Origin of the sequence: Rhodoferax sp. (genome assembly GCF_044236835.1) — a bacterium.
In the GTDB taxonomy this organism is placed as follows: Bacteria; Pseudomonadota; Gammaproteobacteria; order Burkholderiales; family Burkholderiaceae_C; genus Allorhodoferax.
This window is the reverse complement of the sequence record NZ_JBIIGC010000011.1, coordinates 91,738-117,897: the sequence shown is the minus strand read 5'-3', so window position 1 is coordinate 117,897 and position 26,160 is coordinate 91,738. Positions and strand designations below refer to the sequence as shown.

Below are 26,160 nucleotides of genomic sequence, written 5' to 3'. Positions count from 1 at the left end.
GTTGTCGAGTGTGATGACGGCGACATCGCCGTGGGCTTGGTAGTGGGCGGTCATGCGGGCATCCCTTGAAGAAGCAACATCGGACAAAAAAGAACGGTCGTTCGGATTTGGATTCTAGGGGCGAACGGGACCCCAAAAAAAACAGGTTTTGTCGCCGGAGGGACACGCGCCAAAGTGCCCGCGCCTAGGGCCCAGCGCTCAAGGCGCCTTGGCGTTAATGCAGTCGGCCAAGACCTGGGCCGCCTGCGCCATGCGCGGACCGGGGCGCACCAGCAGGTCAGACTCCGCACGACCCAGGGCGCACACACGCCCCTCCCGTACGGCGCGAACGCGCGACCAGCCGGGGCGGCTGGCCAATCCCGGGGCGTCGCTTTGGGCAATCAGAATCACGTCCGGGTTGGCCTGCACCACGTACTCCGGGTTGAGCAGCGGAAATGATCCCAGCCGCGCGGGCACGGTGTTGCGCACACCCAAGATCGTCAGCGTCTCGCCGATGAACGACGCCTCACTGGCGGCAAACGGCCCGGCGCCCACCTCGAAGTACACGCGGGCGGCGCGGGCGTTGGGCTGGATCGAACGGGCCGCCGCTGCCATCGCAGCTTCAATCTCGCGCCATACCCGCTTCGCATCGGGGACCGCCAATAGCGTACCCAAGGTGTCCAGAATACGGCGTACGTCGGCATGGTTTTGTGGGTCCAGCAGGAGCACACGGATGCCCAAGGCGCGCAGCCGGTCGGCAAAACGCGAGTTCACAGCGGCCAGCACCACATCGGGCCGGCGCGCGACGATGGCCTCGATGTTGGGGTCCAACCCCCCGCCCATCTGCGGCAGCGAGCGCACCGATTCGGGATAGTTGGAGTAGCGGTCCACGCCGACCAGCAGATGGCAGCGCTCCAGCGCGCAGACCACCTCCGTCAAGGACGGCAGCAGGCTGACGATGCGCTGGGGTGGCTGGGCAAAAGAGAGCCGCTGGCCGGCGTCGTCGGTGACCACCAATGCGGCACCGGCCTGCGACGCCCAGATCCACAGCGCCGCCAGGGCCCAGCGGGCCAGGGCCACCATCAGAACCTGACTTTGGCTGTGGCGGTGAAGGCGCGCCCAGCTTCGGGGTAGATGGCCGAAGTCACACCAGCGGTGCAGCCAAAGGCTTGGGTGGTGTACTTGGCATCGGCCAGGTTGGTGATACCCACGGCCAGCTCGACCGGGCCATTGGTGACCGCGTACCGGGCATCTAGGGTGCTGTAGGCGGGCATGGTGCAAGCGTTGTCGAAATCCGGGCTCTGCGAGCCAACCCAGGTCAGACCCAGGTTCAGCTGGTGGCCAGCAGCCACAGACCAATCCAGGCCCGCGCCCAAGCTGCGGGCCGGTACCAAAGCCATGTTCTTTCCGGTGTAGCGGCCCGACACAAAGCGGGCTTCGCGCAGGGCGGCGTTGGCGTGCACAGCAAGTGCTGGCGTCAGCGCGTGGCGCAACTCTAGCTCCACGCCCTGGCGCTGCGTTGGGTCGAAGTTGACGTTGGCGCCGTCGGTGCCAAACGCGGAATACGGGCCGATGGCGGATGCGTCATAGCCCAGCTCGCTCTCCAGATCGCTGCGGTACCAACGCAATTCAGCGCGGCTGGTGCTGTTGTTCCAACGTGCGCCCAGCTCAACGTCCCTGGAGGTTTGCGGCTTGAGTGACGCGCCAGGTGTGACGAAGTTGATTTCATCCACATTGGCAAATCGAAAACTCTTGCCAGTACGCCCGAACGCCTGCAAGCCCCGACCCAATTCTTGGGTCAGGCCCAGGTGCCATGCGGTCAAGGAATCGTCGACCTGGGTGGTCGCATCGCTCTTGCTCTTGCGGGCAGCCTCCCTGCGCAGGCCCACACTGATGCGGGTGCCGCTGGCAGGGATGTGCATGTCGTCCGTTAGGTAGATGGCTTCGCTGTCCGCTTGCGCGGTGGCGGCGCCGACATCGCGGTAGCTCCAGTTGCCTTGGTCAGCGCCCACAGACACCGTGTGCCGAACACCTGCGCCCCGGAAGTCGGTGCGGGCGCGCAAATTGGTGCTGGTGGCGTTGATGGTGGTATCGGTGGTGTAGGACGGGGCGTAGAAGGCGAACTGCTGCTTGGTGCGCTCGCCGTAGTCCAGGCCAAGTTGCCAGTCACCCACAATGGCCTCGACAAACAGACCGTGGATCTCGCTTTTGAGGCGACCGTAGTTGAGAGGGTCTTTGGCCTGGCCCGGGTTGGCCGCGTACTGGGCTGCGCTCAAGGCACCGGGTAAACCGCTGCTTTGTATGTTGCGCGAGGTCTGGGCACCCATGCGCAGCCAATCGTTGGACCACTGCAGCGTGGCGCCTGCACCGTTATTCGTGGACGCAAAGTTGTCGCGGTGTCCGTCAGAGCTGCGGTCACTACCGCTCACGTCGAGCGATAGCCCGCCCGCAACCACCGTGGCGCTGCTGCGCAGCTCGCGCAGACCAAAACTTCCGGTGCTGGCAGCCAACGCGGCGCTGTTGCGCCGGGCCACGCCCAGACCGGCTTTGGTAGTGATCACGATGACGCCGCCAGTCGCACCTTCGCCGTACACCACCGCGCCGCTGCCGCGCATCACTTCGATGCGCTGCACCGTGTCGATGGGAATGACGCTGAGGTTGCTGCCGGTGGAGTCCTGGTCGTTCAGGCGGCGTCCGTCCACGATCACCACCTGGTTGTTACCAGCAGTGGTGCCAAAGCCGCGCAAATCGACGGCGTAGTTGTTGCCACCGCTGGTGTCGAGCCGACCCGGCAGACCCAGCACTTTGATGAGCGCCTCGCTCACTGAGGCGGCGCCAGAGGTTTCGATGTCTTTGGCGGTGATGACACCGACGCTGTAGGGAAGGGTCTCTGCCGGCTCCTCAAAGCGACTGGTCGACACCACCACCTCTTTGAGCGCAGGCGCTGGCGTGGTTTGCGCGTGTGCGCCCACCGCACCCCACATGGCGAGCGTTAGCACGCGGGGGGCTAACGCAAGGGTGCCAAGCAATGACCTTGGAAGCGAAAAAGGATGAGGCGAAGAAGCGCGCCTGTACGCGCGAAGATGGCGAAAGAACATGGTGAATCAACCCGACAAAAAACCCTCACCGTCTTCCCCGACAGTGCATGGGCGTTGTACTGCGCATGCGCAGCGACCGTGTTGGCCGGTATCCGGGCTGGTGGAACAACCTTCATCGCCTTCCCAGAGCATCGCGATGCTTCCAGTGGCAGTGATCAAGGCGGAGCCTGGCGGCTCGTCCACTTACCGTTGCGGGGGCAGCGCAGGTTAGGTCTGTCTGTCAGGACATTCCCCCCTGCTTCCCGTTGAACTGCTGCGCATGAACTGCGCAGCGAGCACCAACGCAAGCAGTGTAACGGACGCGCTTTGGCGTTCTGTGCAGTCGCCTACTTTTTTAGCGCGCAGGTGTTGATGCCCAACACGGTATACAACGGGCACCAGCCAATGGCGCCGGTGGCCAGCGGCACGATGCCGATGTAGCCCCACAGGCCCACCGTGCCGGTGGCTGCCAGGGCGATAAGAGCCAGGCCGCCTAGGACGCGCAAGCCGCGATCGATATTGCCTTCGTTGGTTGTCATGGTGCTGTTCCTTGAAAGTGGTTGAAGCGACCATTAGACGCCTTGCGAACGCGATCGTCGGTGACCCAAGTCACTTAGACAGTGCGCTGGCCAGGGCGCGCAACCCCATGCCATCCAGTATCGCTATACGCTCACGCCCCAACGCCACCCAGCCCTCCCGCTCAAACCGCCGCAACAAGCGGGTGACGATTTCACGCACCGTGCCCAACTCATCGGCCAGTGCTTGGTGCGTGACCAGCAAATCGCTGCCGTGGCCGAGCAGCGCGGCGGCAAGCCGTTGGTCGAGTTGATGAAAGGCCACGGCGTCCACCAGGCTGGTGAGGTCGGCCATGCGCTCAGAAAACAAGCCCAGCACCTCATCGCGGAACGCCGGTGTATCGAGCCACTGCCGAAACACGGGCGGGCTCACCAACAGCAAGCGGCTGGGCCGGGTGCTGATGCCAAACGCCGACATCGGCTTGGCGCGAAACAGGCTGGCCGACGACACCAGGCACAGTTCGCCCGGCACCACCCGGTACAGCTCCAGCGAACGGCCATCATCTGAACGACGAGCCACCTTGATTTCGCCTTCTAGGACCAACGGAAAACCTTGGCACGGTTCGCCTTCACTGAACAAGACGTGACCCGCAGGGACCGACACCGGACAGACCAACCCGCCCAACTCCGCTAAGCTGGGGCGAACCATGATAAGGGCGGGGTAAAGAAGTTCGGGGGGCTGCATGGTTGATATGAACGCGGGGCCGATTTTCATCTAACGGTCTGGGGCCCACCATGCAAGCCCAGCGGCTGGCGCAATACCTTTGCAATGCGTCCAAACTCTGGCCCCCGTGACCCCTTTGGCCGCTGCGCCGGGCCGCCCAGGTTCAATGCGCCAGATGGTTAGTTCAGGCCGCGTAGCCGGGATTGGGCAGCACGCCGCCCAGTGTGGGTTGGTTGGGTTTGCGCTGCGCTACCCGTCCATTGGTGGCTTTGAGCCATTGCTCCACGATGTCCCAGATGGGCTTGTTCCCAGCGGTGCGGGCTTCCTCAGCGACCGGCGCCCAGCCAGCCACCTTGTACTTTTTATCTGCCTCAATGGCTTTGCCGTGCAGGCGCATGTCGCTGATGCGCTGGCCCATGACAGCCACCGGATTGCAGCTGTACTGCAGGCCACCAACGCGCACCATGTCTCCGCCTTGCTGGTAATAAGGGTCGGGATTGAACAGGTTGTCGCAGACGTCTTCGAGTACCGTCTTGATGGTGCTGCCAGTCATCTCGGTGAGCGTAGCGTACGAGTAAGTGGTAGCTGTCATGTCCATGAGCCACTCGCGGGTGATGGCTTGGCCAGGCAGCAAACTGGTGCCCCAGCGGAACCCCGGGGAGAAGGCGATTTCAGCGCCCTGAACCTCCAGCATGGCATCGAGCAGCAGCTGGTCGCCCGTGCCGTTGAAATTGCCGCGCCGGTACAGCGAGCCTTCTGTCACCGCCAGGGTTTCCTCCAGCTTGGAAGCGTAGGGGGCGCGGATCTTGCGGATCAGCGCCGCCATGGCCGGATCGGCGGGCAGCATGTTGGCAAAGACCGGAAGCAGCTTGTAGCGAAAGTCGGTGACCCGCTTGTCCTTGACTTCGAAGTCCAGCACCGCCAAAAACTTGCCGTTGGAGCCAGCGTTGGTCACGATGGTCTTGCCGCCTGGGTTGCTCACGATGCTGGCCACTGGCATGCCGTCGTGGGTGTGGCCACCCATGATGGCGTCGATGCCAGTGACGCGGCTGGCCATCTTCAAATCAACGTCCATGCCGTTGTGCGAAAGCACCACCACCACCTGGGCGCCTTTGCCGCGGGCCTCGTTGACCATGGCCTGCATGTTCTCGTCCTGAATTCCAAACGCCCAGTCGGCCACCATGTAGCGCGGGTTGGCAATCGGGGTGTACGGAAAGGCCTGCCCAATGATGGCGCAGGGCACGCCATTGATTTCGCGGATCACGTAGGGCTTGAAAACTGGGTCGCCGAAGTCGTTGGTCTTGATGTTTTGCGCAACAAAGTCGACCTTGCCGGCGAAGTCCTTCTCGACGATTTCTTTGACGCGCTCCATGCCATAGGTGAATTCCCAGTGGCCGGTCATCACGTCCACGCCCAAGAGCTTGCAGGCGTCCACCATGTCTTGGCCGTTGGTCCACAGCGAGGTGGCGGAGCCCTGCCAGGTGTCACCGCCATCAAGCAGCAGGGCGCCAGGGCGGCTGGCCTTGAGGCGCTTGACCAAGGTCGCCAAGTGCGCAAAGCCGCCGACCTTGCCGTAGCGGCGTGCCGCCTTTTCAAAGTCAAGGTACGTCAGTGCGTGGGCTTGGGCCGTACCGGGACGCACCTTCGCTGTGCGCAGCAGGTGCTCACCGACCAAGTGCGGCAACTGTCCGCGCATGCTGCCAATGCCCAAGTTGACACTGGGCTCACGAAAGTACACAGGCAAAAGCTGTGCGTGGCAGTCGGTCATGTGCAAAAACGAAACCGAGCCAAAAGGCGCGATGTCGTACAGGCCTTTGGACGCCGTGGCGGCATCGGCGTCGGCAAATGCGCCCAAGCCCATGCCGGCCATGGTGCCCGCACCCAGCACCTGAAAAAATTCGCGCTTAGAGAGATTCATCGCTTGGCAATCTGCAAGCCGTCCTGCCCACGCCGCGTGGGCAGGCTTGGGCTTTATTGGTTGACGGGGGACTTGGGGTCGAGCAACAAGGCCACGATGTGTCGCACTTGGTCTTCGGTCAAGATACCCATGTGCCCAGCCCGAGGCATATTGGAGCAGGCGTTGTAGGCCTTGCTGTTCCAAATCTTGCCCCAGGTGTATTCCACGATGGGCCTTGCTTGGGGGCTGGCGGGGTCGGTCACGCCGCGCAGTTTGGCGTAGTTGTACAAACTCGGGCCGATGGTGCCGTAGGAAATTTCCTTGGGATCCATTTGGTGGCAGTTGTAGCAATTGCCGCCATTGACGGTTTTCGCATCGTCGGTCCAAGTCAGGCCACGGCCGCTTTGCGCGAGTTTTTCGCCCTCTTTCCAATCGCCCAAAAACTTGCCGTCAGAGGGCCAACGGACGGTCTTCAGGTTCTGCGCCTCCAGCCGCTTGGCGGTTTCCTCGTCCAGAGGCTTACCGGCCACATCCGCAGCGCTGCACAGCAAATTGGTTTCGTCGGTGTCCAGCACAGCGGCTTTGACAATGCCCTGGTCGCGAAAACCAACCTTGACCACGCCAGCAGTGATGCGGTCCAGTTCAGCAGTGCCCGGAGTCGACGCACAGCCCACAACAAAGAGGACCGCAATGGCTCCCAATGACCAGGCCTTGTTAAGTTGAAACATGTCCAATCTCCCGCAGTGTTATCGCTTGATGGCAGGTGCCACCGAAACCGCGCCAGCACTGTTGACGCCCAGGTAGGTGCCCAGCGCGATCGTTACATCGCTGCCAAAGCCGGGGTAGGGAAAGCGCTGCTGCCGATAGCAATCGTTGAGGCGCTGCTGCATGCCCCACATTTGTCCATTGGAGACGCGGTAGGCTGGCCAGGCAGCAAAGCCGATTCCATCGCCAGGGTTCTTGGTGAGTTTGGGCAGGTCTTGCAGCCGAATGCGGGTGCCTTCTTGCCCATGGCATGACGCGCACGAGAAGTCATGCGGTCCGGCACGCTGGAAGAACAAACGCTTGCCCACCTCGTAAGACACACGCTCCTTGGGATGCGCCTGCGAAAGCTGGAACTTGCCGCCCTTGGACTCCGCCGCAATCCAGGTCGCCAGGGCCGTGACGCTGACTTGCTCACCCCTGCCAAAAGCCGTCTTGGCGATCTCGTCGGCATTGAAGCCTTGCAAGGTTTCCATGCAAGTCAGGAGGCGTGACTCCAGGTCCTGCACCCGGTCGGTGTCGGCGAAGTAGCGCGGCAACTCCAAAAACACACCTTTGACCACACCAGGCCCCTTGCCCAGATCGCACTTTTCGAGGCTGGCTTTCTTTGGGCCTCGGGCCTGCTTCCACAGGCCTTCACCCTTCGCTTCAAACAGGTCGGCCGGGTTGCCGTCCTGCAGCAGGGCACGGTACTCTTCAATGCTCTGCACAGCGCTTTTCTGCGCATAGGCCGTCGTCGCGAGCATGCACGCTAACGCAAATCCCACTGCGATTTTTAACTTCATGTTGTCTCCTGTGGCTGTTGGAATAGCGTCTGTTGGCAGACGCCTGCGCTTACGAAACCGTGGCTTCGTCGGTGCGTGTTTCGCCTTTGTTGTCTTTCCAACTAATACCCACCTTGTCGCCCGCTTTGGCTCCCTTGATGGTGAATTGCAGGAAGGGGTTCTTGGAAACGGCGGAGCCCCACTCCGCTGTCATCACCGCTTTGCCGTTGTGGGTGGCGGTCACTTCGCTGATGAACCAAGCCGGCACCAAATTGCCGGCGGAATCACGGCGTTGGCCGGTTTCCATTTCGTGGGCCATCAAAACCCGAACGGTTGCCTTGTCGCCCGCTGCCTGGGCGCGAATGCGCATTGGATCTGCCATGTTGTTTCTCCTGGAATGGTTTCGATTTGTGTGAAAGCACCGGGGTTTCGCAGGCCTAGCCGCCGCAACCACCCAATGTCACTTTGACTTCTTTTTTGGCGAAGAAGGCTTTGCCGTCGTTCATGACCGCTACCGCGTACACATCCGATGACTGGCCCATCTTGGCGCGGGTGACAAAAGTGGGCTCCACGCTGTCGCTCACATTGAAAAGAGCCACCAACACGGAGGGGTTCTTCTCCACCAATATCAGCAAGTGCTTGACACCAGCCAAGGTGGTGCCTGTGGTCAGTGGGACCACCGCGCCGTTTTCGGCGATGTCGGGGCCGGTGATACTGACGTCCTTGCTCTCTACGGGCGCGGAGGCGCCCAGGGCCTTGAGCGCATCGGCGAGGTTCTTCGCCTCGAAGGCGGATTTGTTGTACGCCATTGCGTACTGCGGAAACAGGCCGGTGCCGGCCAGCAGTCCTACCACCGTGGCTGCGCGCTTGAGTGTTTCGCGTCGTGTTTGCATAGCTTTCTCCTTCAAAAAATTGGGTTGTTTTGTTGCGGACTATTTGCCTGCACCGTTGGCGAGCCAGATCGCCAACGTCGCGGCATCGGCCTCACTCAGGGCTTGTGCTGGCATGGGGATGGAGCCCCACACGCCGCTGCCGCCTTGTTTGATCTTCTTGGCAAGGTAGTCGACCTTGCCCGCATGCTTCTTGGCAATGTCGGTGAACGCCGGTCCAACGATCTTTTTGTCCATGCCATGGCAGGCGGTGCAGGTGTGCTTGTTCAACAAAGCCACTGCCACCTTGCTGTCCACACCGCCTGCCGCGGGAGCCTTGGCTTCTGCCGGTTTGGCAGCAGGCGCGGCACTAGTCAAAGTAACTGCTACTTTGGCCGCAGCGCCCGGTCCTTTGGGCTCGGGCTGAGTGGTATCTGCACCGCGCTGGGCACCCACTGGTCGATTTTGCTCAGCCAAATTGCCGTGCGCATTGCGCGCAAAGTCGGGCAACAGAGACGCAACCTTGGCTTCAGGAGCGCAGTCCTTCATGCAAATGACGTTGCGGGTGTCGGGCTTGCTGGTGCCATTGAACTCTCTGCCGGGCCACATGTTGTGGGCCGTGGTCATGCCGTTGCGATTGGGCATGCGTTGTTGAACCTCACGGATGTTTTTGTCTGACAAGGTGAAGTTGTCGGGCACGATGCCATTGAGGTTCAACAAAAACGCGGTGACGGCATACACCTCTTCAGTGGTCAAGGTTTTGGGGGCCGTCCAGGGCATGGCGCGGTTGATGTAGTCCCAGATCGTGGACAGCGAGCTGACCTTCATGAAGGTGGTGCGTCCGGGGAAGCTGGCATCCGTTAGCTTGGCGACTCGACCGGTTTGAATATCTTCCTTGGTCACTCCGCCCACGAGGGGGCTGAACACCTCGCCCGACTCACCAAAAAATCCGTGGCACTGAGCGCACTTGCCCTCCCACACATCCTGTCCAGTGGCGACAGATCCCGACCCGGCTGGCAGACCTTTGAAGTCGGGACGCACATCGATGTCCCAAGCCGTCACTTCCTTGGTAGTAGCGTCGCGCCCGATGCCTGGAAATGGGCTGCCCACCTGGGCAATTGACAGCGCGCTCCAGCAGAGAGCCGAGAGCAATACAAGCGCCCTATGAAACCTGAACATTCTTCACCTCGCCACTCTCTTGAACCAGCCAAGACTGGATCGCGTTGTTGTGATAAATGGACCGTGTGCCGCGCACATCGCGCAACTGCTTGTAGGTAGGCTGCACGTGGCCGGTACTGTCAACCGCGCGGCTTTGGATGATGGCTGGCGTTCCATCCCACACCCAATCGATGTTAAAGCGCGTCAGCGACTTGGAAAGCACTGGCGACTGCAGCCGGGCGGTGCGCCAATTGCGGCCACCATCGACCGACACGTCCACCCGCTTGACCGTGCCACGGCCCGACCAGGCCAGCCCGGTGATGTTGTAGAACCCTTTATCGAGCAGCACCTGCCCGCCCGATGGCGTAGTGACGACGCTCTTGATTTCCTGGATGCTCGTGTACTGGCGGTGCAAGCCGTTGGGCTGCAAATCGATGTAGTGAATCGCTTCGTCCTTGGTGCCATAGGGCTGGTCCCCCACCTCAATGCGGCGCAAGTACTTCACCCAGCTCACGCCTTGCACGCCGGGAACGATAAGGCGCAGCGGATAGCCTTGCTCTGGACGCAGCATTTCACCGTTTTGGCCGTAAGCCACGAACACCTCGCCTGACTTGATGAGCTCCATGGGGATGGTGCGCGTCATGGAGGAGCCGTCGGCGCCCTCGGCCAACACAAACTTGCCATTCTTCAGATCGGCACCTGCCAACTCCAGCAGCGTAATCAGCGGCACGCCAGTGAACTCGCTGCACGACACCATGCCGTGGGTGTACTGCACGGTAGGTACGGCCACATTGCCCCACTCCACTGCCGTGTTGGCGCCACATTCGATGAAGTGAAAGCGCGACACCGCTGGCAAGCGCATGATTTCGTCCACGGTAAACACCTTGGCCGCTTTGACCATGCCATTGACCATTAGCCGATGCTTGGACGGGTCGATGTCCCACCATCCTTGGTGGTGCCGCTCAAAGTGCAAGCCGCTGGGGGTGACGATGCCAAACAGCGACTGCAATGGCGCAAACGACACGGATGCCTGCGTGGTTTGGGTCAAGCCAGGGCTTTGACGGCGTTGCACGTTGAGCTCGTACTTCGATGGCTTGCCGTAACCTTCAACCGCAACGCCTTGGCCGAGCCCGACGCTGTGCTCTGGCAGCGTCAAGATGTTCGGGTCACCGCCCTGCGAAGGTACCGGGTTCGCTTGTGCCAACGCGGCTGGTGCCGCGGCTGCGGCCGCCGCGGCAGCGAAGGCACTGCGCATGAAGTCACGCCGCCCACGCTTTGCCTCTGCCCACACAGTGGCCACATCGGTCCGGCTGAGAAAATTCTCGGGCGCCTTCAACAACCGACCGGACCTGGATTCCTGATGCATTGCACATGCTCCTCTGGCTTCAACCACACCGCCCCTTCCGCATCCCCGAAGGCTGGCGCTGCGAACTAGCAATTAAATTTATATATTTGCACTTGCAAATATATCGATATCACCACCGACATCCATGCGGACATTCCCGCATCGTCGGCATCACTTGAATCGGTAGTGGTCCCGATTCAACACTGCAGCGATCGACGTCACTTCTTCTGGAAACAAGCCCAAATTGAGCTGCATGTTGCAGGCCTCGACCATGCCGCGAAGTGCGCCTAAGTTGGTTACCCGCTCACCTGGCCGGTACATCGCACTGCCATCGCCACCGACCCGCTTTTGATGGCAGGCGGCGCATTGGTTATCGGCAATGAGTTTTTCGCCTAGCGCCAAATCCGCTCCAGCGTACAGGGCCGGAACTTGGGCGCTCACCAAACCAAAGGCTGTCAAACACGCGCCCGCCAGTGCGATCGACGCCAGCCAACGCGGATACAGCTTGAACTTGGTGTTCACCGTGCAACCTTTGCCGGCAACCACTACTTGCCGCCCGCAAGCACCCACGCGGCCAAGGCCTTGGCGTCGGCGTCGCTCAGCGCGGCTTGTGCAGGCATGGGAACCGGACCCCACTTACCAACACCGCCCTTCTTGATGCTTGCAGCCAACAAAGACTCAGCATCCTTTTGGCCGCTGTATTTTTTTGCAACATCCTGGTAGGACGGCCCCACCAGTTTGCGCTCGCTCGCGTGGCATGCGAGGCATGCGTACTTTTGCGCCAATTCCTTGCTAGCAAATGCCGGGGAGGTCAATGTGGTCAACGCCACCGCAGCAGCCCATACGAGTTTCATAAAGCAGTCTCCTCTGTTTGTTATCAGTACATAACCATACACGAATATATGCGCGACAAGCAACACTTAACTTACAAGATGCCTCAAGAATTCCTTAGCCCCAGCGCGACAGCGCGGCGCGCGCCGCAGTGATCCGCTGGTTCAAGTAGGTGCCGTAGTAGTCCGCGTTGGACACGCCTTGCAATCGGTCCGCCAGCTCGACGCCGCCGGGCCCGAAGAACATCACCGTCGGAGCCACCCGCACGTTCCACTGGCGCACCAAGGCGTCATGGTTGGTCGCCAGCGCCTGGAAATCTTGCACCGGCGTGGCAGTGCGCATGTCGATCTGAACCACGGGCAGTCCCTCGCGTTGCAGCGGCGCTAGGTAATGGCTGCGCGCCACTTTGCAGAATGCACAACCCTCCAGACTCACCATCACCACCAATGGCTGACCCAGGCGCAGCGCCAAGGTCAAGCTCTCGGCCAGGGACTTGGGAACAGGCAAGCTGGCAGTCGTTGCCGCCAACGCAGGCACGGCACCCCAGGCCAGCGCACCCCATGACGACAGGCATCGCAATGCCTGTCTTCGGGCGAGCTTGAACGCATGATTGGTTTGCACAGGTTTGCGAAGCATCAAAGTCATTGGCTTAGGTCACAGGTACCGTCGGCGCATTCGAATTGGCCGCCTCTATCACTAGGATTCTATGGACCTCACTGCCCTTTTGGAACGTTTTGGCGAGCCTACCGTGCTGGGCATGGGCGGCCTGCTCATTGGCGTGCTGTTTGGCTTCTTCGCACAGCGGTCGCGCTTTTGCCTGCGCGCCGCAGTGATCGAGTTCTGGCGGGGCCAGAGCGGTGAGAAGCTGGCGGTCTGGCTTTTGGCGTTTTCAGCAGCGGTGGTGGGTGTGCAGTGGCTGACCTTGGTGGGCGCTCTCGATGCCAGCGGCAGCAGGCAACTCGCCGCACGCGGCAGCATCTCCGGTGCACTCATTGGTGGGACGCTCTTTGGCGTCGGCATGGTCATGACGCGGGGTTGCGCCAGCCGCTTGTTGGTGCTGTCAGCCAACGGCAACCTGCGCGCGCTGCTCTCCGGACTGGTGTTTGCGGTCGCTGCACAAGCCTCGCTGTCGGGTGCAGTGGCACCCCTGCGCACGGCCTTGTGGGGCTGGTGGACGGTTGACGCGGGTGCGGCCCGCGATGTGCTGGCCCTTGTGGGCATGGACCACCGGGGCGGGCTGGTGGTGGGCTTGGTATGGATGGCGGCGGCGTTGTATTTTTCGATGCGCAGCACGCACAGTGTTTGGAAGTGGCTGGGAGGCTTGGGCACGGGCTTGGCAGTGGCCGCTGGCTGGTGGTTTACGTATGCTGTATCTACCGCAACGTTCGAGATCGTTCCCGTGCAAGGACTGACGTTCAGCGGCCCATCGGCCGAGTGGCTGATGCGTGTGTTGGTGCAGTCGACAACCGCAGTGGGTTTTGACTTCGGCTTGTTGCCCGGCGTGTTCCTTGGCTCGTTGATGGGCGCGCTGTTGGGGCGCGACTGGAAGATCGAGGGCTTCAAGGATGGCTACAGCATGGGGCGCTACACCATGGGGGCGGTATTGATGGGCTTTGGCTCGATGCTGGCGGGCGGTTGTGCGGTCGGAGCCGGGATGTCGGGCGGCGCGGTGTTTGCACTTACCGCGTGGCTTGCACTGATTGGCATGTGGGGTGGCGCGGGCCTGGCCGACCGGTTGCTCGATCGGGTTGCGCCGACCAACGGGCCACTGAAAGCACACAGCGCACCCGCGCCTTAGGGTCTACCGAGACCAGGCTGCGCTCACTTGCCGCTGAGGTACTCGGCCACAGCCGCCATCTCAAGTTGCGACATGCTGCTGACGATGGCGTGCATCACGGCGTTGTCGTTGGTGCGCTCACGCTTTCCAAAACTCTTGAGTTGCGTTTCAATGTACGAAGCGTACTGGCCGGCCAGCCGTGGCAGTTGCGAAGTGCCCAGGCCATCTTTGCCGTGGCAACTCGCGCACGCCGCCACTCCGCTGAACTTGTTGCCACTGTGAAAAATGTAGCGCCCCACCAAAGCCAGCTCAGTATCCTTGGGCGGCTCGGTGGGCACGGACATTTTTTCAAAGTACTTGCCCAAAGCCACCATTTCGTCCGGGGTCAGCTTGGCGGCCATGTCCGCCATGGCGGTGCTTTTGCGCTTGCCCGATTTGAAGTGGTCTAGCTGCTTGGCGGTGTACTCCCAATGTTGCCCGGCCAAACGCGGAAACACTTCACTCGACGACTCGCCTTCCATGCCGTGGCAGATGAAGCACACGCCGGCCACAATCTTTTTGGCGCGCGCTTCGTCCGCTTGGCCCCATGCCGGCGCCGCCAGCAAGCACGCTGCCAGCAGCCAGGTTTTTTTGCCCAACGCTCCCATAGCTCAAGCGAGGGTGTCAGCCCAAATGTTGCGCGCCCAAGCCAGGGCGTAGCGACCTTCGAGTTCGTTAGCGGCGCTGGAGACGCCACCTGAACCGGCGACGGTGACCATGGTTTTCTTCTCCGGGTCGTAGCGGTGAACACTGGCAACGTGCACCACATCTTCCTCGCTAACAAAGCTGTAGCAGGTGTTGTTGTAAACCGGCATCGGGTTGGGCTCCTTGCCAGTCAACAGAGCAACCACCGCCGCGGCACAGGTTTTGCCATGTTGGTTGGCCATGTGTCCCGATTTGGGCATGGCCGGTGCGATCTGGATAGAGTCGCCCAGCACGTGTACGTTCTTGGCCGCCTTCGATTCGAAGGTAAGAAAGTCCACTTCACACCACCGCTTATTGGCGGTTGCCAAACCGGCCTTGACTGCGATATCGCCCGCACGCATCGGCGGAATCACATTGAGAACTTGCGCTTTAACATCGTCGTTGAACTCGAACTTGAGGGTATTGGTCTGGGCGTCGACATCGGCCACGGCATGCTTGGGCCGGTACTCAACAATGCCCTTGTAGCGCTCGGCCCACGCCTTTTTGAACAGCGGACCTTTGGACGTGACGTCTTCGTTGGCATCCAAGATCAAAACCTTGCTCTTCGGTTTGGACTTGCTGAAGTAGTTGGCCACCTGGCACGCACGCTCGTAGGGCCCGGGCGGGCAGCGGTACGGCGCCAATGGAATCGACATAGCGTACACACCACCGTCTGGCATGGCCTCAAGCTGTTTACGCAGGGCCACGGTTTGGGCGCCTGCCTTCCATGCATGCAGCACCTTCTCCTTGGCCGCTGCACTGGCCATGCCGGGCAAGGCCTCCCACATGAAATCAACACCAGGAGACACCACCAATCGGTCGTATGGCAGGCTGGCTCCGCTGGCCAAGGTGACAGTACGCTTCTCGACGTCGATGGACGCCACCATGTCCTGCACCATTTGCACGCCGTGGCGTTTGCCCAAATTGTCATAAGGGGTGGTGATGTCTGCCAGTGTCTTGACGCCACCGACCACCAAGTTGGAAATGGGGCACGATATAAAGCTGGGATTGGGCTCGACCAAGGTCACCTGGATGGTGTAGTCCGACCACATACGGATGTACTTTGCGGCCGTGGCGCCAGCGTAACCGCCACCAATGACCACCACCTTGGGGCCCTTGTTGGTGGACATGCTTGCGCAGCCGGATAAAAAAGCGCTTGGGCCAATCAGCGCGCCTGCACTGACGGTTTGGATAAGTTGGCGGCGGTCCATAGCTGCTCCTTACTTTTTGAGGGCAGCAAAGTAGCCTGCCATTTGTTCGAGTTGTTCGTCGGTGTAGCCCTTGGCAAGCTGGTGCATGAGCGTGGCGGGCTTTTTGCCTGTTTTGTAGTCCAACAGCTTGGTGAGCAGGTCATCTTTGGACTTGCCCGCCAAAGATTCCATGCCGGGCTGCGCAACACCGTTGGTGCCGTGACAGGCTGAACACGATGCCGCCAAGCTGCGCACCTGCAGCGCGTCGGCCTGCGCAAAACCACAGGCCAGGCCCAAGGCCCCGGCCGCTATAGATCGAATGAACTGTTTCACAAAAACTCCTCAGTTAGTGACACATGGGGCGCGCTGGCTGGCCTGCGCGCCAGTCCAGATATCCGTCAATACTTATATGCTGAATGATACGGTGCCCCTTGCGGGCCCCGCACGGTACAAACCCGGAGCTTGGGGGTCGATGCGCAGCCCAGGCTCAAGGCGAAACCCAGACCGGCTCCTCATCCTGCACCTGCTGGCACACGGCTTTGCACACGGCGACGATTTGGGCGTTGGCGATCCGGTAGTAAATCTGCACGCCATCGCGGCGCTTGGCCAGTACACCTGAGCGGTACAGCGTGTTGAGGTGCTGTGACATATTGGGCTGGGTGGTGTTGATCTTGCTGAGCAAGTAGTTCACGTTTTGCTCGCCGTCGCACAGGCAGCTGATGATCTTCAGGCGCATGGGCGCCGCCATCACGCGAAACAACTCGGCTGCCTTCACGAAGACATGCTCGGGCTTGTCAAGTTCGGTAAGGATCGGCGGTGCACGCTTAGGCATGGGCGGGGTTGGAGAGCAACGAGGTGCGAGAAACTCAGAGTCTACCTAAGGGGCGAAGGCACACGGTGAGCACGGCGTGCCTAGAACGCCACTTTCTCGGCCTCCAAGTACGCCAGGCTAACGTACTTGCCGATATTGCTGGCAAACCCCTGCATGGAGGCCGCACGCTTGCGCACGCGCGGATCGGCCAGCACGGCTGCTTTGGCGTCGGACTCCGGCATACCGTCGGCCACCGCCTTGAGGCACGGCTCCCAGATGCCCGCCATAAACACCCCATAGGTTTGCAGCAGATCGCTGGCCCCCTCGCCATGGCCGGGAACCCAGAGCTGCGCGCCCGCGGCAGCACGCAACGCGTCGTAGTACTTGAAGGTTCCGGCAAAGGAGCCGTCGTCCATGTTGGCGATACGGTTGGTCATTGCGATATCGCCTACGGCGGTGAGGCGGTCCTGCACCACCTGCACACACAAGTCCGACGGCGTGTGGCAAGTGCCGTAGTGGTGCAATGCCAAGGTGACGTCACCAAACTGCAGAGTCTGCCCGCTTTGTACGGTCTGGTTGGGCGCCACCACTTGGGTTCCCAGGGTGGCTTGGTTGGTCCAGCGCTCCATGAGGCTGCGCCACAGATTGCCCTCGGCGCCTTGAATGCGGTCTCTTGTTTCGCGCAGCGCGTAGATGGGGAGTTGGCGTCCAAACGCCGCGACGAAGGCATGGTTGCCAAGCCAATGGTCACCGTGGTAGTGCGTGTTGAACACGGCGACAACCGGCTTGGTGGTCACCCGCCGAATCATGCGGATCGCCATTTGACCGATCTGCAAAGACCCTCCTGAGTCAATCACCACCACGCCCGCGGTGGTCACCACAAACAACACATTGGCCATCATGCCTTGGTTCTGTGGCGTTGGAAAACCCTCTGGCGCGTACACCACCCACACGTGCGGCGACAGCTGCACAGGCGCAATGTCGGGAACCGGCGGACCCTCGATGAAATCGCCAATCTGCTGCGCCCAACCCATTTGCCCTACCCCACCGGCCAGCGCCCAGCCAGTGACACCCACGCCCGCAGCTAGCTGCAAATACTTACGGCGTGTCAACGCACGGACTGGCGTGGAGCGTGGGGAGATTGGGGTCACGGGCGCACCTGGTAGTTTTATAAGTAAGCGCTGATATTACGATCAGCGCCTGTTCTCGTCCAGCACCCCGTCGGGGCCGCGCAAGTGCGTGCGCTTTCTAACGCGCCAGCAATTGCTCTGGCTTTTGGATGCGGTAGGTGCGCCCGGCCTTGTCCGCCGGTGCCAATACACCAGCGCGCAACAGCTTGCCGAGTTCGCGGCTCACGGTTTCGAGTTTCAAGTCGAGCATGGCACCCATGTCCCCGCGCGAAAAAAGAGTGCAAACGCCTGGGTCCGTTGGCTGGCGCATTTTCAGCACCAGGCCAGCTACGCGCTGGCTTGCGGTGCCGAAGTTGAGGTAGGCCAGCCAGTCGTCGGCTTCCTTTAATGTGCGTTGCCACTTTTGCATTAGCTGCTTGTGCATGTGCTGGCTGTTGGTGCTCAAGTTGTGCATCACCTCCAGCGGAATGCGGCATACGCTGACCTGGGTCAAGGCCACCGCTTCACTGTCATAGCGGTGCGCCGCCAAGGCCTCTAGCCCGGCTACATCACCGGGTCGCAGGATGCGCACAATGCGCTGGCGGCCATCTTGGGTCAGCCGCTGCAGCTTTACCACACCACTTCGCACGGTAAAGATCCCCACGGCCGTCTGGCCCTCTTGGTACAGCACCGAAGCAGGCCGGTACTCCAGATCGTCGATCGGGGTGTGAATCAGCCCGAAATCCGCTTCGGTCAGGTCCGCAAACAGAGCCGTTTCGCGAATGCCGCAGTTGCGGCAATCCGAGGTGCCCTGCCAAGCGGACTCGGTCTTGATAGGAATCATGCAGTGCCCTTCTCTCGATGGATTGGACGCGCACCATTCCGGCTCCCGCCACGGCACGGTGGCTGGCAGCGCGGTGGCGTGAACATGGGATGGCATGTTCCTTTGGGTTGTAGCGTAGATGCGTGGGGGCGTTTGGGTTTCTTCATACGTGGTGACTTTACTGGGCGCAGGCGCGCAATCCAATTGCGCTGCGTGGCCCGTTTGGCCCGAGTACCCACTGCGCCCCCCCCCGCCTTGCCAGCATGGCAGGCGCAGGCTATGTGGCCTGCACAGCCTACATGGCACGAAAGCGGTGCGCGTACAGGCGGCTCACCTGCCAGCGTTCGCTGCGTCCGCGTAACTCAAGACTGAGTTTTCCCGCCTCGTCGCGTTGCACGCTGTCGATGGCGTTGGCGCGCACCACCGTGCCCCGGTGCACCTGCCAAAAGACCTCCGGTTCCAAACGCGGCAGCAGTTCCTTGAGCGGCGTGCGAATCAAGAACTCGGCATCTTGGGTGAGCACCCGCAGGTACTTGTCAGCCGCCTCGAACACCAGTACGTCTTCTACCGGCACCAGCCGGATGTGCTTGCCCACGCTGGCTTGGATCACCCGCAAAGGCTCAGCAGCTGGGGCGTTGGGCACGCCTAGCGCCACCAAGGCGCGCAGTTGCGCCAAGGCTTGTTCCAAGGGTGCAGCCTGGGCTGCGCTGCCAACAGGCTGGATGCGCTGGGCTAGCCGATGTTGCAGGCGCTGCACCGTTTGGTCCAGGCGCGCGCTTTGGACTGGCTTGAGCAAGTAGTCCACGGCCTGCGCTTCAAAGGCCTGCACGGCGTACTGGTCGTAGGCGGTGACAAACACCAGCGCGGGAAAAGGCGCAGCAGCCAGCCCAACACCCTGCGCGTCGGTGGGCCATTCCTCGGCCAGCGTGGCGGCAGCCTCCAGCCCGCTTTGGCCGGGCATGCGGATGTCCAAAAACAAGACATCGGGCCGCAGTGCCAACGCCTGTTCGACGGCCTGTGTGCCGCTGGCCACCGTGGCCAGGATGCGCAGCGTGGGCCAGGCGCGGGCCAGCTCGGCTTGCAGCGCGGCGGCCAGCAGGGGCTCGTCTTCGGCAATGAGCGCGGTGGCGACCAAGGGTTCGTCGTTGGCAGTCAAGGCAGTGGCATCCATCGGAGGGTGAACTGGAGGGTGAACTTTAGGCGCTCGTGGCGGGCAGGAGCGGCAGCCAGACGCGCACGGTGGTGCCTTTTTCTAACGCAGCGACCAGGTCAACGCGACCTCCAGCATACGTGGCCACGCGCTCGCGTACCTGCGCCAAGCCAAAGCCATCGCCTGCCGGGGCTGCGCTGCTGTCCATGCCTACGCCCGTGTCGCTCACCTCCAGCACCAGCCAAGGCCCATCGGCGCGCGCGTCCACCGTGATGCAGCCGCCACCGAGCTGCGGCTCCAGACCATGGCGGATGGCGTTCTCCACCAGCGGCTGCAGCAACAAAGGCGGCACCGGGTGGTGCTGCAACGCTTCGGGTAGCTGCAAGCGGTGCTCCAGGCGCGGCCCCATGCGCACCGCCATCAGCTCCAGGTAGTCACCCAGCCGCATGAATTCTTTTTGCAAGGTGTGCTGGCCGCTGCCGCCCTCGGTGCGCGACGCTGTGAGTGTGGCGCGCAGGTAGTCGTTGAGCCGGTCGAGCATCTGCACGGCGCGCGGCGGGTCGGTACCGATCAGTGCGCGCAGGTTGGCCAAGGTGTTGAACAACATGTGCGGCTCCAACTGGGTTTCCAGCAGCTTCAAGCGCGCTTCGGTGGCCTGCAGCTCCAACGCGCGGGCGCGGTCACGGTGGTAGAAAAAGAACAGAAAACCCGCGCTGATACCCGCCGACCCCAGCAAGAAGCCCCAAAACTGTTGCGGCGCAATCGTCAGCAGCTCCCAGGTCGACCGGCCCGCATAAGCGTCGCCGACGCTGGTGCCGATGGCATAGCCGAAGACGACCCCGGCCAGCAAGACCCAGGTGTTGCGCCACGAGTGCTGCCAGTAGTGCGGCGGCTGCGCGCCCAACCAACGGCGCAGTGCGATGCGCACCGGATCGGTGAAAAACCAAATGCTGGTGCTGATGGCATAGCTGTAAACCAGCGAATAGTCGAGCCGGTGCTGCGCGGGGTTGGCAAAACTCTGCAGCAGCGCAATCACCGCGGCCACGCCCCAAACCACCACTGCGCGGCGCATGACACCCGCGCGGCTCTCGGCGGGCAGCCAGCGCAGCCACCAAGGGCCGGGATTGGAAGTCATGGCAGGTACGGGCGGGTGCGCGATAGGGGGATGCAAGGATTCTGGCATGTGCATCTCCTTACAACAGTCCCAGCCACTGCCCCCAGACCAGCTGGCCCAGGTAGCGGTGCGGTAACAAAGTGAAGGCGCCAGCGGTGATACACGCCCCTACGTACAGACCCACCATATGCTTGCGGTGGCCGGTGATGTTGCCGCGCAGCAGGTGGCGAAACGCCAGGAACAAACCGCCCAGCGTGTAGGGCACAAAGAGATGGATCGGCGTGTAGCCGCCAATGTTGGGCAAGCGGAAATCGTGGATGAACAGGGCTGAAATGGCGCTGGCCAACATCAGGGTGGTCCAGGCGTAGCCTGCTGCACGATGCAGGCGAGCGCGCGTCGGCTGCCCTGCAGCGTGGCCACGGCGCGCCCACAGCACCACGGGCCCGATGGCCAAGGCGGCCAGGGACGCGCTCAGGTGGATGGCAATTACAGGGGTCATTTGCATGGGCGCTCCAGTTAACTTGTGGTGGGGCGCACTGTGCCGGGCCGCTTCGCGACGCACCAGCGGTTTGCGACGAGATTGCGGATATGGGGAGCGAAACGGTATGCGAGGAGTGGGAATGGGGCAATGGCGTTGAACAAGCGTGTGGGCATTTGGCAAACTCGGAGGCAGTGGGCCAATCCATCAACGCACATTGGGGGGTAGCCACTGGTATGCTGGGAAAGACGTCCACGGCGCCCATCGAAAATGCACGACACCGCTTGGTTTATGTTTGATTTGGTTGGCTGAGTCCTCCATAGATCTCACCAAGTTGAAACGCAACCCACTGCGAAGGACTAAATCATGTCGATGAAATCACTTATCTGCTGGCTCAGAAACGGTGGCTGGGGGTTGCCAGAAAGAACCATCGCATTGATGGTTTGGATGGGTATTGGAATAGCACATAGTCAGCCAGTTTTCGACATCAGCCTCGAGGGCAAATCGGCAGGCGTCATCGCAGGCAGTTTTCACTCCCCTGGTATTCAAGTATCGAAAAGTGCGTACGACAGAATTGATCGCGTTATTGGTTCAGTCGATGTTATTTATATGGAGTCCACCGGACCGTTACCCACGGTCCCGCAAGTTGTCGAAATGTTCAATGCGCGCAGTGAGCTCCGAATGCGCACGATGATCACAAAGCACAAGCCACCATGCCTTCGAGAACTTGCAACGCGTTTGGATCGAGGCGGCGTGTTCAGCTCGCACTTGCTTGATCTTCCCCCGTATGCATTCTTTCTCAGATGGTTTGCTCCCATCACAATCCCATCAAGAAAAGGGGCTGTCAGCGCCATTTCCCTTGATGACCACCATCAATACAAGGCGCTACTCAAGGAAATAAAAGTAATTCGAATGGAGGAAGGTGCAGCATCCGCGGATTTCATGCGCAGAATGGACAACGAGGAACTGTTTTGGTTCGCCGAGGCTGCGTGCTTGAAAGTTTCTCAGACTGGTTATCTGACAAATCCTCGAAACTTCGATGATTTTGATTTAGTCGTCAACGCATTTGAGGAAGGAAATGTAGACGAGAGCAGAAGGTTGGTAATCAAGGCTTTTTCAGCGGGGGGTTGGCCAGAGAAACTGCTGTTCGCTTTTCTTCAAGAGAGAGATCGTAGGTTTGCAAGCCAAATTGATAGCGTCATTCGGTCAAAGGATGCTCAGCGCCCGCTCTTTGTTCTTGGCGCCGCACATTTGGGCGGTGCAGACGGTGTTCTTAACTTGCTCAAGAAAGATGGATACACCATAACGCCGAGTAATCAGTAACTCGTGTGGAGCGTATCGCGAACCTATTGGAGCAATTGCGTGGCGATGACACCTTCTTCCATACAGACACTCTTATCGAAGACTTGAGGCTGCTGCGGGATTGCTGCAACAAGTGTTGCGCACCTTACAGCCCCGGTCGACTCATGCGCCTGCGCCAAGCGAACACCGCCGCTTGCGTCCGATGTGCTAGCTGTAGCTTCGCAAGGATGCTGCTGACACGGTTCTTCACAGTCTTTTTGCTGACTGCAAGGCGTTGTGCGATAACCGCATTGGGAAAGCCCGCGTCGATTAGGTGCAGCACCTCGGCCTCGCGTCCGGTCAAAGCATCGACTGCTGACTCACTGCCAGCGGTCGACACTGAGAGAGCGTGCACCATCGCTGCAGCGGCTCTCGGGTGCAATGCCGACTCGCCGCGCGCGGTGCGCTCGAAGGCCAGCACCAGCTCGGACGGCGACGTGCCCTTCAGCAAATAGCTGGTAGCACCGGCCAGCATGGCCTCGATCAGGCGCTCGTCACCTTCGTGGCGGGTCAACAGCATTCAACACAAAATCCACCTCCAAGCCATTGAAATCCCGTCGAATGCCAGTATCATTAGCACTCGATGGAGTTGAGTGCTAGCACCAGCCCCACACATTTGAAAGCCAACCGCCTGGTTGGCTTCGTCTTTGTTTCAAAACCTAGGAGATTCCTCATGAAACTGCGCCCATTGGCAGACCGCGTGATTGTGAAGCGCGTTGAAAGCGAAACCAAAACCGCCTCCGGCATCGTCATTCCTGACAACGCAGCCGAAAAGCCCGACCAAGGCGAAGTCCTGGCCGTTGGTCCCGGCAAGCGCAATGACAAGGGCGAGATCGCCGCGCTGACCGTGAAGGTGGGCGACCGCGTTCTGTTTGGCAAGTACAGCGGCCAGACCGTTAAGGTCAACGGAGATGAGCTGTTGGTCATGAAAGAAGACGACCTGTTCGCGGTTGTTGAGAAATAAAGCCCCCTTTTTGAATTTACTGGAGTCATAAACATGGCAGCAAAAGACGTAGTTTTCGGCGGCGAAGCCCGCGCACGCATGGTTGAAGGCGTGAACATCTTGGCCAACGCGGTCAAGGTAACCCTGGGCCCCAAAGGCCGTAACGTGGTGTTGGAGCGCTCGTTCGGCGCCCCCACCGTGACCAAGGACGGTGTGTCCGTGGCCAAGGAAATCGAACTCAAAGACAAGCTGCAAAACATGGGCGCGCAGATGGTCAAGGAAGTCGCTTCCAAGACCTCTGACAACGCTGGCGACGGCACCACCACCGCGACCGTGCTGGCCCAAGCCATCGTGCGCGAAGGCATGAAGTACGTGGCCGCCGGCATGAACCCCATGGACCTGAAGCGCGGCATCGACAAGGCAGTGACTGCCCTGATCGAAGAGCTCAAGAAAGCTTCCAAGCCCACCACCACCTCCAAAGAAATCGCCCAAGTGGGTTCCATTTCTGCCAACTCTGACGTGTCGATCGGCGAAATCATCGCCAATGCCATGGACAAAGTGGGCAAAGAAGGCGTGATCACTGTGGAAGACGGCAAGAGCCTGCAAAACGAACTCGATGTCGTCGAAGGCATGCAGTTTGACCGCGGCTACCTGTCGCCCTACTTCATCAACAACCCCGAAAAGCAAGCTGCTTTGCTGGACAACCCGTTTGTGCTGCTGTTCGACAAGAAGATCAGCAACATCCGTGACCTGCTGCCCACGTTGGAGCAAGTCGCCAAGGCTGGTCGTCCGCTGTTGATCATTGCTGAAGATGTCGAAGGCGAAGCCTTGGCAACTCTGGTGGTCAACACCATCCGCGGCATCCTGAAGGTGGTGGCTGTGAAGGCACCTGGCTTCGGCGACCGCCGCAAGGCCATGCTGGAAGACATCGCCATCCTGACCGGTGGCAAGGTGATCGCAGAAGAAGTTGGCCTGACCCTGGAAAAAGTGACCCTGGCTGACCTCGGTTCTGCCAAGCGCATCGAAGTGGGCAAAGAAAACACCATCATCATCGACGGTGCTGGCGCTGCTGCTGACATTGAAGCCCGCGTCAAGCAAGTGCGCGTGCAAATCGAAGAAGCCACTTCCGACTACGACCGTGAAAAGCTGCAAGAGCGCGTGGCCAAGCTGGCTGGCGGTGTGGCAGTGATCAAGGTCGGTGCAGCCACCGAAGTCGAAATGAAGGAAAAGAAAGCCCGCGTGGAAGACGCCCTGCACGCCACCCGCGCTGCAGTGGAAGAAGGCATCGTGGCTGGTGGCGGTGTTGCACTGCTGCGCGCCAAGCAAGCCGCCGGCGTCATCAAGGGTGACAACGCGGACCAAGACGCCGGTATCAAACTGGTGTTGAAAGCCATTGAAGCGCCGCTGCGCGAGATCGTTTACAACGCAGGTGGCGAAGCCTCTGTGGTGGTAAATGCAGTTTTGGCCGGCAAGGGCAACTACGGCTTCAACGCCGCCAACGACACTTACGGTGACATGATCGAGATGGGCATTCTGGACCCCACCAAGGTGACCCGCACCGCGTTGCAAAACGCAGCATCGGTCGCATCCTTGATGTTGACCACCGAAGCCATGGTGGCCGAAGCCCCGAAGGACGATGCTCCTGCGGGCGGCGGTATGCCTGACATGGGCGGCATGGGTGGTATGGGCGGCATGGGCATGTAAGTGCTCCGGGCCTGAGACGCCATACCGGCGTTGCCAAAAACAAAAAACCCCGCAGGGCTGGCCTTGCGGGGTTTTTTTGTTGTGGGCGCGCAATGCCTCTGTGCGCTCATCGACAGGCCTACAGCTTGTTCAAGTCCAGCGCTTTGCGTGATGCCAGCGCGGCAGCGCGCACAAAACAGTCTTCCTCGTGGTCGTTGACTAGGCCCATGGCCTGCATGAATGCATAGATGGTGGTGGGACCAACGAACTTCCAGCCACGCTGTTTGAGGTCTTTAGAAAGGGCCACCGATTCCGGACATTGCGTCATTGCGCGCAAGGTTTCGCGGGTGACTCGTTGGGGGCGTGCGTGGGGTGGAGGTTCGAACTTCCAGAAGTAGGCCGCAAGTGAACGCTCGGATTCGAGCAGCTTTTCGGCACAGCGGGCGTTGTGGATTGCCGCTTCAATCTTGCCGCGGTGGCGCACGATACCGGCATCAGCCAGCAAGCGCGCAATATCAGCGTCGCCAAAGCGGGCCACCTGGCCCAGGTCGAAGTTGGCAAATCCGGCGCGGAAGTTCTCGCGCTTTTTCAAAATGGTGATCCAGCTCAAGCCGGACTGGAACCCCTCGAGGCAGATTTTCTCGAACAGCCGGCGGTCGTCTGTCACCGGGAAGCCCCATTCGTGGTCGTGGTAGTCGCGGTAGATCTGCGACCCATCCACCCAAAAGCAGCGAGCGGGTTCGGACTGGGGCTCGCACCCCGACTCAGAAGGTGATGTGTTGGGCTTGGTCATGGCAACAATGTAATCAGGTCTTTGCGCAGCTGCGCAGCCGAGGTGAACTGCAATGCGTTCCACCCGAGCGCCTGGGCTGCCTCCACGCTATCGACCAACGCAGTCACACGCTGCAAATCCAGCGATAGGCGATGCGCGGTGCGTGCGGCAACGCGGTGCCGGTCGAGCACGCCACGGTCAAAGTCCATCCAATCGGCGTTCGCGGCCTGCCGCTTCAGGGCATGTTGCGCAAACACCTGCGCCACCAATTCCAGAGGCCGCCACTTGAACAGCACAGCACCAAAATCAAACAGCACATTCATCG

The 26,160-nt window shown here is 60.8% G+C and carries 30 protein-coding genes and 1 riboswitch; of the genes, 4 read left to right on the top strand and 26 right to left on the bottom strand.

Annotated features, from left to right (window positions below):
* Positions 1-198: 198 nt before the first annotated feature.
* From ACILRC_RS09655 to ACILRC_RS09590, 14 genes are all read right to left on the bottom strand, one after another.
* A complete protein-coding gene (locus ACILRC_RS09655; RefSeq protein WP_395669153.1) occupies positions 199-1,062 on the bottom strand; it encodes an ABC transporter substrate-binding protein in 864 nt (287 codons plus the stop codon).
* Entirely contained in the window at positions 1,062-2,978 is a 1,917-nt protein-coding gene (locus ACILRC_RS09650; RefSeq protein ID WP_395669152.1) for a TonB-dependent receptor, read from the bottom strand. Before ACILRC_RS09650 ends, ACILRC_RS09655 begins: the two co-directional genes overlap by 1 nt.
* Before the next feature lie 164 nt (positions 2,979-3,142).
* Positions 3,143-3,375: riboswitch (cobalamin riboswitch) on the bottom strand.
* Between the two features lie 28 nt (positions 3,376-3,403).
* Positions 3,404-3,595, bottom strand: a complete 192-nt coding sequence (locus ACILRC_RS09645) for a DUF2892 domain-containing protein (RefSeq protein ID WP_395669151.1) — start codon at positions 3,593-3,595, stop codon at positions 3,404-3,406.
* 70 nt (positions 3,596-3,665) lie between these two features.
* On the bottom strand, positions 3,666-4,280 hold the full coding sequence (locus ACILRC_RS09640) for a Crp/Fnr family transcriptional regulator (protein WP_395669150.1): 615 nt from the start codon (positions 4,278-4,280) through the stop codon (positions 3,666-3,668).
* A 199-nt stretch (positions 4,281-4,479) separates the two neighbouring features.
* Positions 4,480-6,213, bottom strand: a complete 1,734-nt coding sequence (gene soxB / locus ACILRC_RS09635; RefSeq protein WP_395669149.1) for a thiosulfohydrolase SoxB — start codon at positions 6,211-6,213, stop codon at positions 4,480-4,482.
* A 53-nt stretch (positions 6,214-6,266) separates the two neighbouring features.
* Positions 6,267-6,920, bottom strand: a complete 654-nt coding sequence (gene soxX / locus ACILRC_RS09630) for a sulfur oxidation c-type cytochrome SoxX (protein WP_395669148.1) — start codon at positions 6,918-6,920, stop codon at positions 6,267-6,269.
* Positions 6,921-6,938: 18 nt separating this feature from the next.
* The gene (gene soxA / locus ACILRC_RS09625; protein WP_395669147.1) at positions 6,939-7,739 is read right to left on the bottom strand and encodes a sulfur oxidation c-type cytochrome SoxA; all 801 of its coding nucleotides are present in this window, start codon (positions 7,737-7,739) and stop codon (positions 6,939-6,941) included.
* 49 nt (positions 7,740-7,788) lie between these two features.
* The gene (gene soxZ, locus ACILRC_RS09620; RefSeq protein WP_395669146.1) at positions 7,789-8,100 is read right to left on the bottom strand and encodes a thiosulfate oxidation carrier complex protein SoxZ; all 312 of its coding nucleotides are present in this window, start codon (positions 8,098-8,100) and stop codon (positions 7,789-7,791) included.
* A gap of 55 nt (positions 8,101-8,155) precedes the next feature.
* Complete coding sequence (gene soxY, locus ACILRC_RS09615; protein ID WP_395669145.1) at positions 8,156-8,611, bottom strand: thiosulfate oxidation carrier protein SoxY; 456 nt, start codon at positions 8,609-8,611, stop codon at positions 8,156-8,158.
* A gap of 39 nt (positions 8,612-8,650) precedes the next feature.
* Positions 8,651-9,766, bottom strand: a complete 1,116-nt coding sequence (locus tag ACILRC_RS09610; RefSeq protein ID WP_395669144.1) for a c-type cytochrome — start codon at positions 9,764-9,766, stop codon at positions 8,651-8,653.
* The gene (gene soxC, locus ACILRC_RS09605) at positions 9,750-11,111 is read right to left on the bottom strand and encodes a sulfite dehydrogenase (RefSeq protein ID WP_395669143.1); all 1,362 of its coding nucleotides are present in this window, start codon (positions 11,109-11,111) and stop codon (positions 9,750-9,752) included. The genes ACILRC_RS09610 and soxC overlap by 17 nt, the downstream gene beginning before the upstream one ends.
* A gap of 150 nt (positions 11,112-11,261) precedes the next feature.
* Positions 11,262-11,612, bottom strand: coding sequence for a hypothetical protein (locus tag ACILRC_RS09600; protein ID WP_395669142.1), 351 nt, complete (start codon positions 11,610-11,612; stop codon positions 11,262-11,264).
* A gap of 23 nt (positions 11,613-11,635) precedes the next feature.
* Positions 11,636-11,944 (bottom strand): c-type cytochrome, encoded by a 309-nt coding sequence (locus ACILRC_RS09595; RefSeq protein ID WP_395669141.1) that lies wholly within the window; start codon positions 11,942-11,944, stop codon positions 11,636-11,638.
* 94 nt (positions 11,945-12,038) lie between these two features.
* On the bottom strand, positions 12,039-12,557 hold the full coding sequence (locus ACILRC_RS09590) for a thioredoxin fold domain-containing protein (RefSeq protein ID WP_395669140.1): 519 nt from the start codon (positions 12,555-12,557) through the stop codon (positions 12,039-12,041).
* A gap of 70 nt (positions 12,558-12,627) precedes the next feature.
* Here ACILRC_RS09590 and ACILRC_RS09585 point away from each other — a divergent pair, with 70 nt between their 5' ends.
* Complete coding sequence (locus tag ACILRC_RS09585; RefSeq protein ID WP_395669139.1) at positions 12,628-13,719, top strand: YeeE/YedE family protein; 1,092 nt, start codon at positions 12,628-12,630, stop codon at positions 13,717-13,719.
* Between the two features lie 23 nt (positions 13,720-13,742).
* Here the strand turns inward: ACILRC_RS09585 and ACILRC_RS09580 are convergent, their stop codons facing one another.
* From ACILRC_RS09580 to ACILRC_RS09540, 9 genes are all read right to left on the bottom strand, one after another.
* On the bottom strand, positions 13,743-14,345 hold the full coding sequence (locus tag ACILRC_RS09580; protein WP_395669138.1) for a c-type cytochrome: 603 nt from the start codon (positions 14,343-14,345) through the stop codon (positions 13,743-13,745).
* Between the two features lie 3 nt (positions 14,346-14,348).
* A complete protein-coding gene (locus ACILRC_RS09575) occupies positions 14,349-15,632 on the bottom strand; it encodes an FCSD flavin-binding domain-containing protein (protein ID WP_395669137.1) in 1,284 nt (427 codons plus the stop codon).
* Positions 15,633-15,641: 9 nt separating this feature from the next.
* Positions 15,642-15,944 (bottom strand): c-type cytochrome, encoded by a 303-nt coding sequence (locus tag ACILRC_RS09570; protein WP_395669136.1) that lies wholly within the window; start codon positions 15,942-15,944, stop codon positions 15,642-15,644.
* A 154-nt stretch (positions 15,945-16,098) separates the two neighbouring features.
* Positions 16,099-16,443: an ArsR/SmtB family transcription factor gene (locus tag ACILRC_RS09565; protein ID WP_395669135.1), complete on the bottom strand. Its 345-nt coding sequence runs from the start codon at positions 16,441-16,443 to the stop codon at positions 16,099-16,101.
* Positions 16,444-16,523: 80 nt separating this feature from the next.
* Positions 16,524-17,573 carry an MBL fold metallo-hydrolase gene (locus ACILRC_RS09560; protein WP_395669134.1) on the bottom strand — a complete coding sequence of 350 codons (1,050 nt, stop codon included), beginning with the start codon at positions 17,571-17,573 and terminating at the stop codon, positions 16,524-16,526.
* Positions 17,574-17,670: 97 nt separating this feature from the next.
* Positions 17,671-18,375 carry a Crp/Fnr family transcriptional regulator gene (locus ACILRC_RS09555; RefSeq protein ID WP_395669133.1) on the bottom strand — a complete coding sequence of 235 codons (705 nt, stop codon included), beginning with the start codon at positions 18,373-18,375 and terminating at the stop codon, positions 17,671-17,673.
* Between the two features lie 274 nt (positions 18,376-18,649).
* Positions 18,650-19,525, bottom strand: a complete 876-nt coding sequence (locus ACILRC_RS09550; RefSeq protein ID WP_395669132.1) for a LytR/AlgR family response regulator transcription factor — start codon at positions 19,523-19,525, stop codon at positions 18,650-18,652.
* A 25-nt stretch (positions 19,526-19,550) separates the two neighbouring features.
* Positions 19,551-20,639: a sensor histidine kinase gene (locus ACILRC_RS09545; RefSeq protein WP_395669131.1), complete on the bottom strand. Its 1,089-nt coding sequence runs from the start codon at positions 20,637-20,639 to the stop codon at positions 19,551-19,553.
* Positions 20,640-20,697: 58 nt separating this feature from the next.
* Positions 20,698-21,123: a DUF2306 domain-containing protein gene (locus tag ACILRC_RS09540; protein ID WP_395669130.1), complete on the bottom strand. Its 426-nt coding sequence runs from the start codon at positions 21,121-21,123 to the stop codon at positions 20,698-20,700.
* Positions 21,124-21,462: 339 nt separating this feature from the next.
* On the opposite strand from ACILRC_RS09540, the gene ACILRC_RS09535 reads away from it, so the two are divergent.
* On the top strand, positions 21,463-22,419 hold the full coding sequence (locus ACILRC_RS09535) for a TraB/GumN family protein (protein ID WP_395669129.1): 957 nt from the start codon (positions 21,463-21,465) through the stop codon (positions 22,417-22,419).
* A 124-nt stretch (positions 22,420-22,543) separates the two neighbouring features.
* Here ACILRC_RS09535 and ACILRC_RS09530 read toward each other — a convergent pair whose 3' ends face one another.
* Positions 22,544-22,957, bottom strand: a complete 414-nt coding sequence (locus tag ACILRC_RS09530; RefSeq protein ID WP_395669128.1) for a LuxR C-terminal-related transcriptional regulator — start codon at positions 22,955-22,957, stop codon at positions 22,544-22,546.
* Between the two features lie 153 nt (positions 22,958-23,110).
* Here ACILRC_RS09530 and groES point away from each other — a divergent pair, with 153 nt between their 5' ends.
* On the top strand, positions 23,111-23,401 hold the full coding sequence (gene groES, locus ACILRC_RS09525) for a co-chaperone GroES (RefSeq protein WP_395669155.1): 291 nt from the start codon (positions 23,111-23,113) through the stop codon (positions 23,399-23,401).
* A 33-nt stretch (positions 23,402-23,434) separates the two neighbouring features.
* Positions 23,435-25,084: a chaperonin GroEL gene (gene groL, locus ACILRC_RS09520; RefSeq protein WP_395669127.1), complete on the top strand. Its 1,650-nt coding sequence runs from the start codon at positions 23,435-23,437 to the stop codon at positions 25,082-25,084.
* A gap of 118 nt (positions 25,085-25,202) precedes the next feature.
* Here groL and ACILRC_RS09515 read toward each other — a convergent pair whose 3' ends face one another.
* Both ACILRC_RS09515 and ACILRC_RS09510 read right to left on the bottom strand, forming a co-directional pair.
* Complete coding sequence (locus ACILRC_RS09515; RefSeq protein WP_395669126.1) at positions 25,203-25,856, bottom strand: DNA-3-methyladenine glycosylase I; 654 nt, start codon at positions 25,854-25,856, stop codon at positions 25,203-25,205.
* Positions 25,853-26,158, bottom strand: a complete 306-nt coding sequence (locus ACILRC_RS09510; RefSeq protein WP_395669125.1) for a hypothetical protein — start codon at positions 26,156-26,158, stop codon at positions 25,853-25,855. Before ACILRC_RS09510 ends, ACILRC_RS09515 begins: the two co-directional genes overlap by 4 nt.
* Positions 26,159-26,160: the final 2 nt, after the last annotated feature.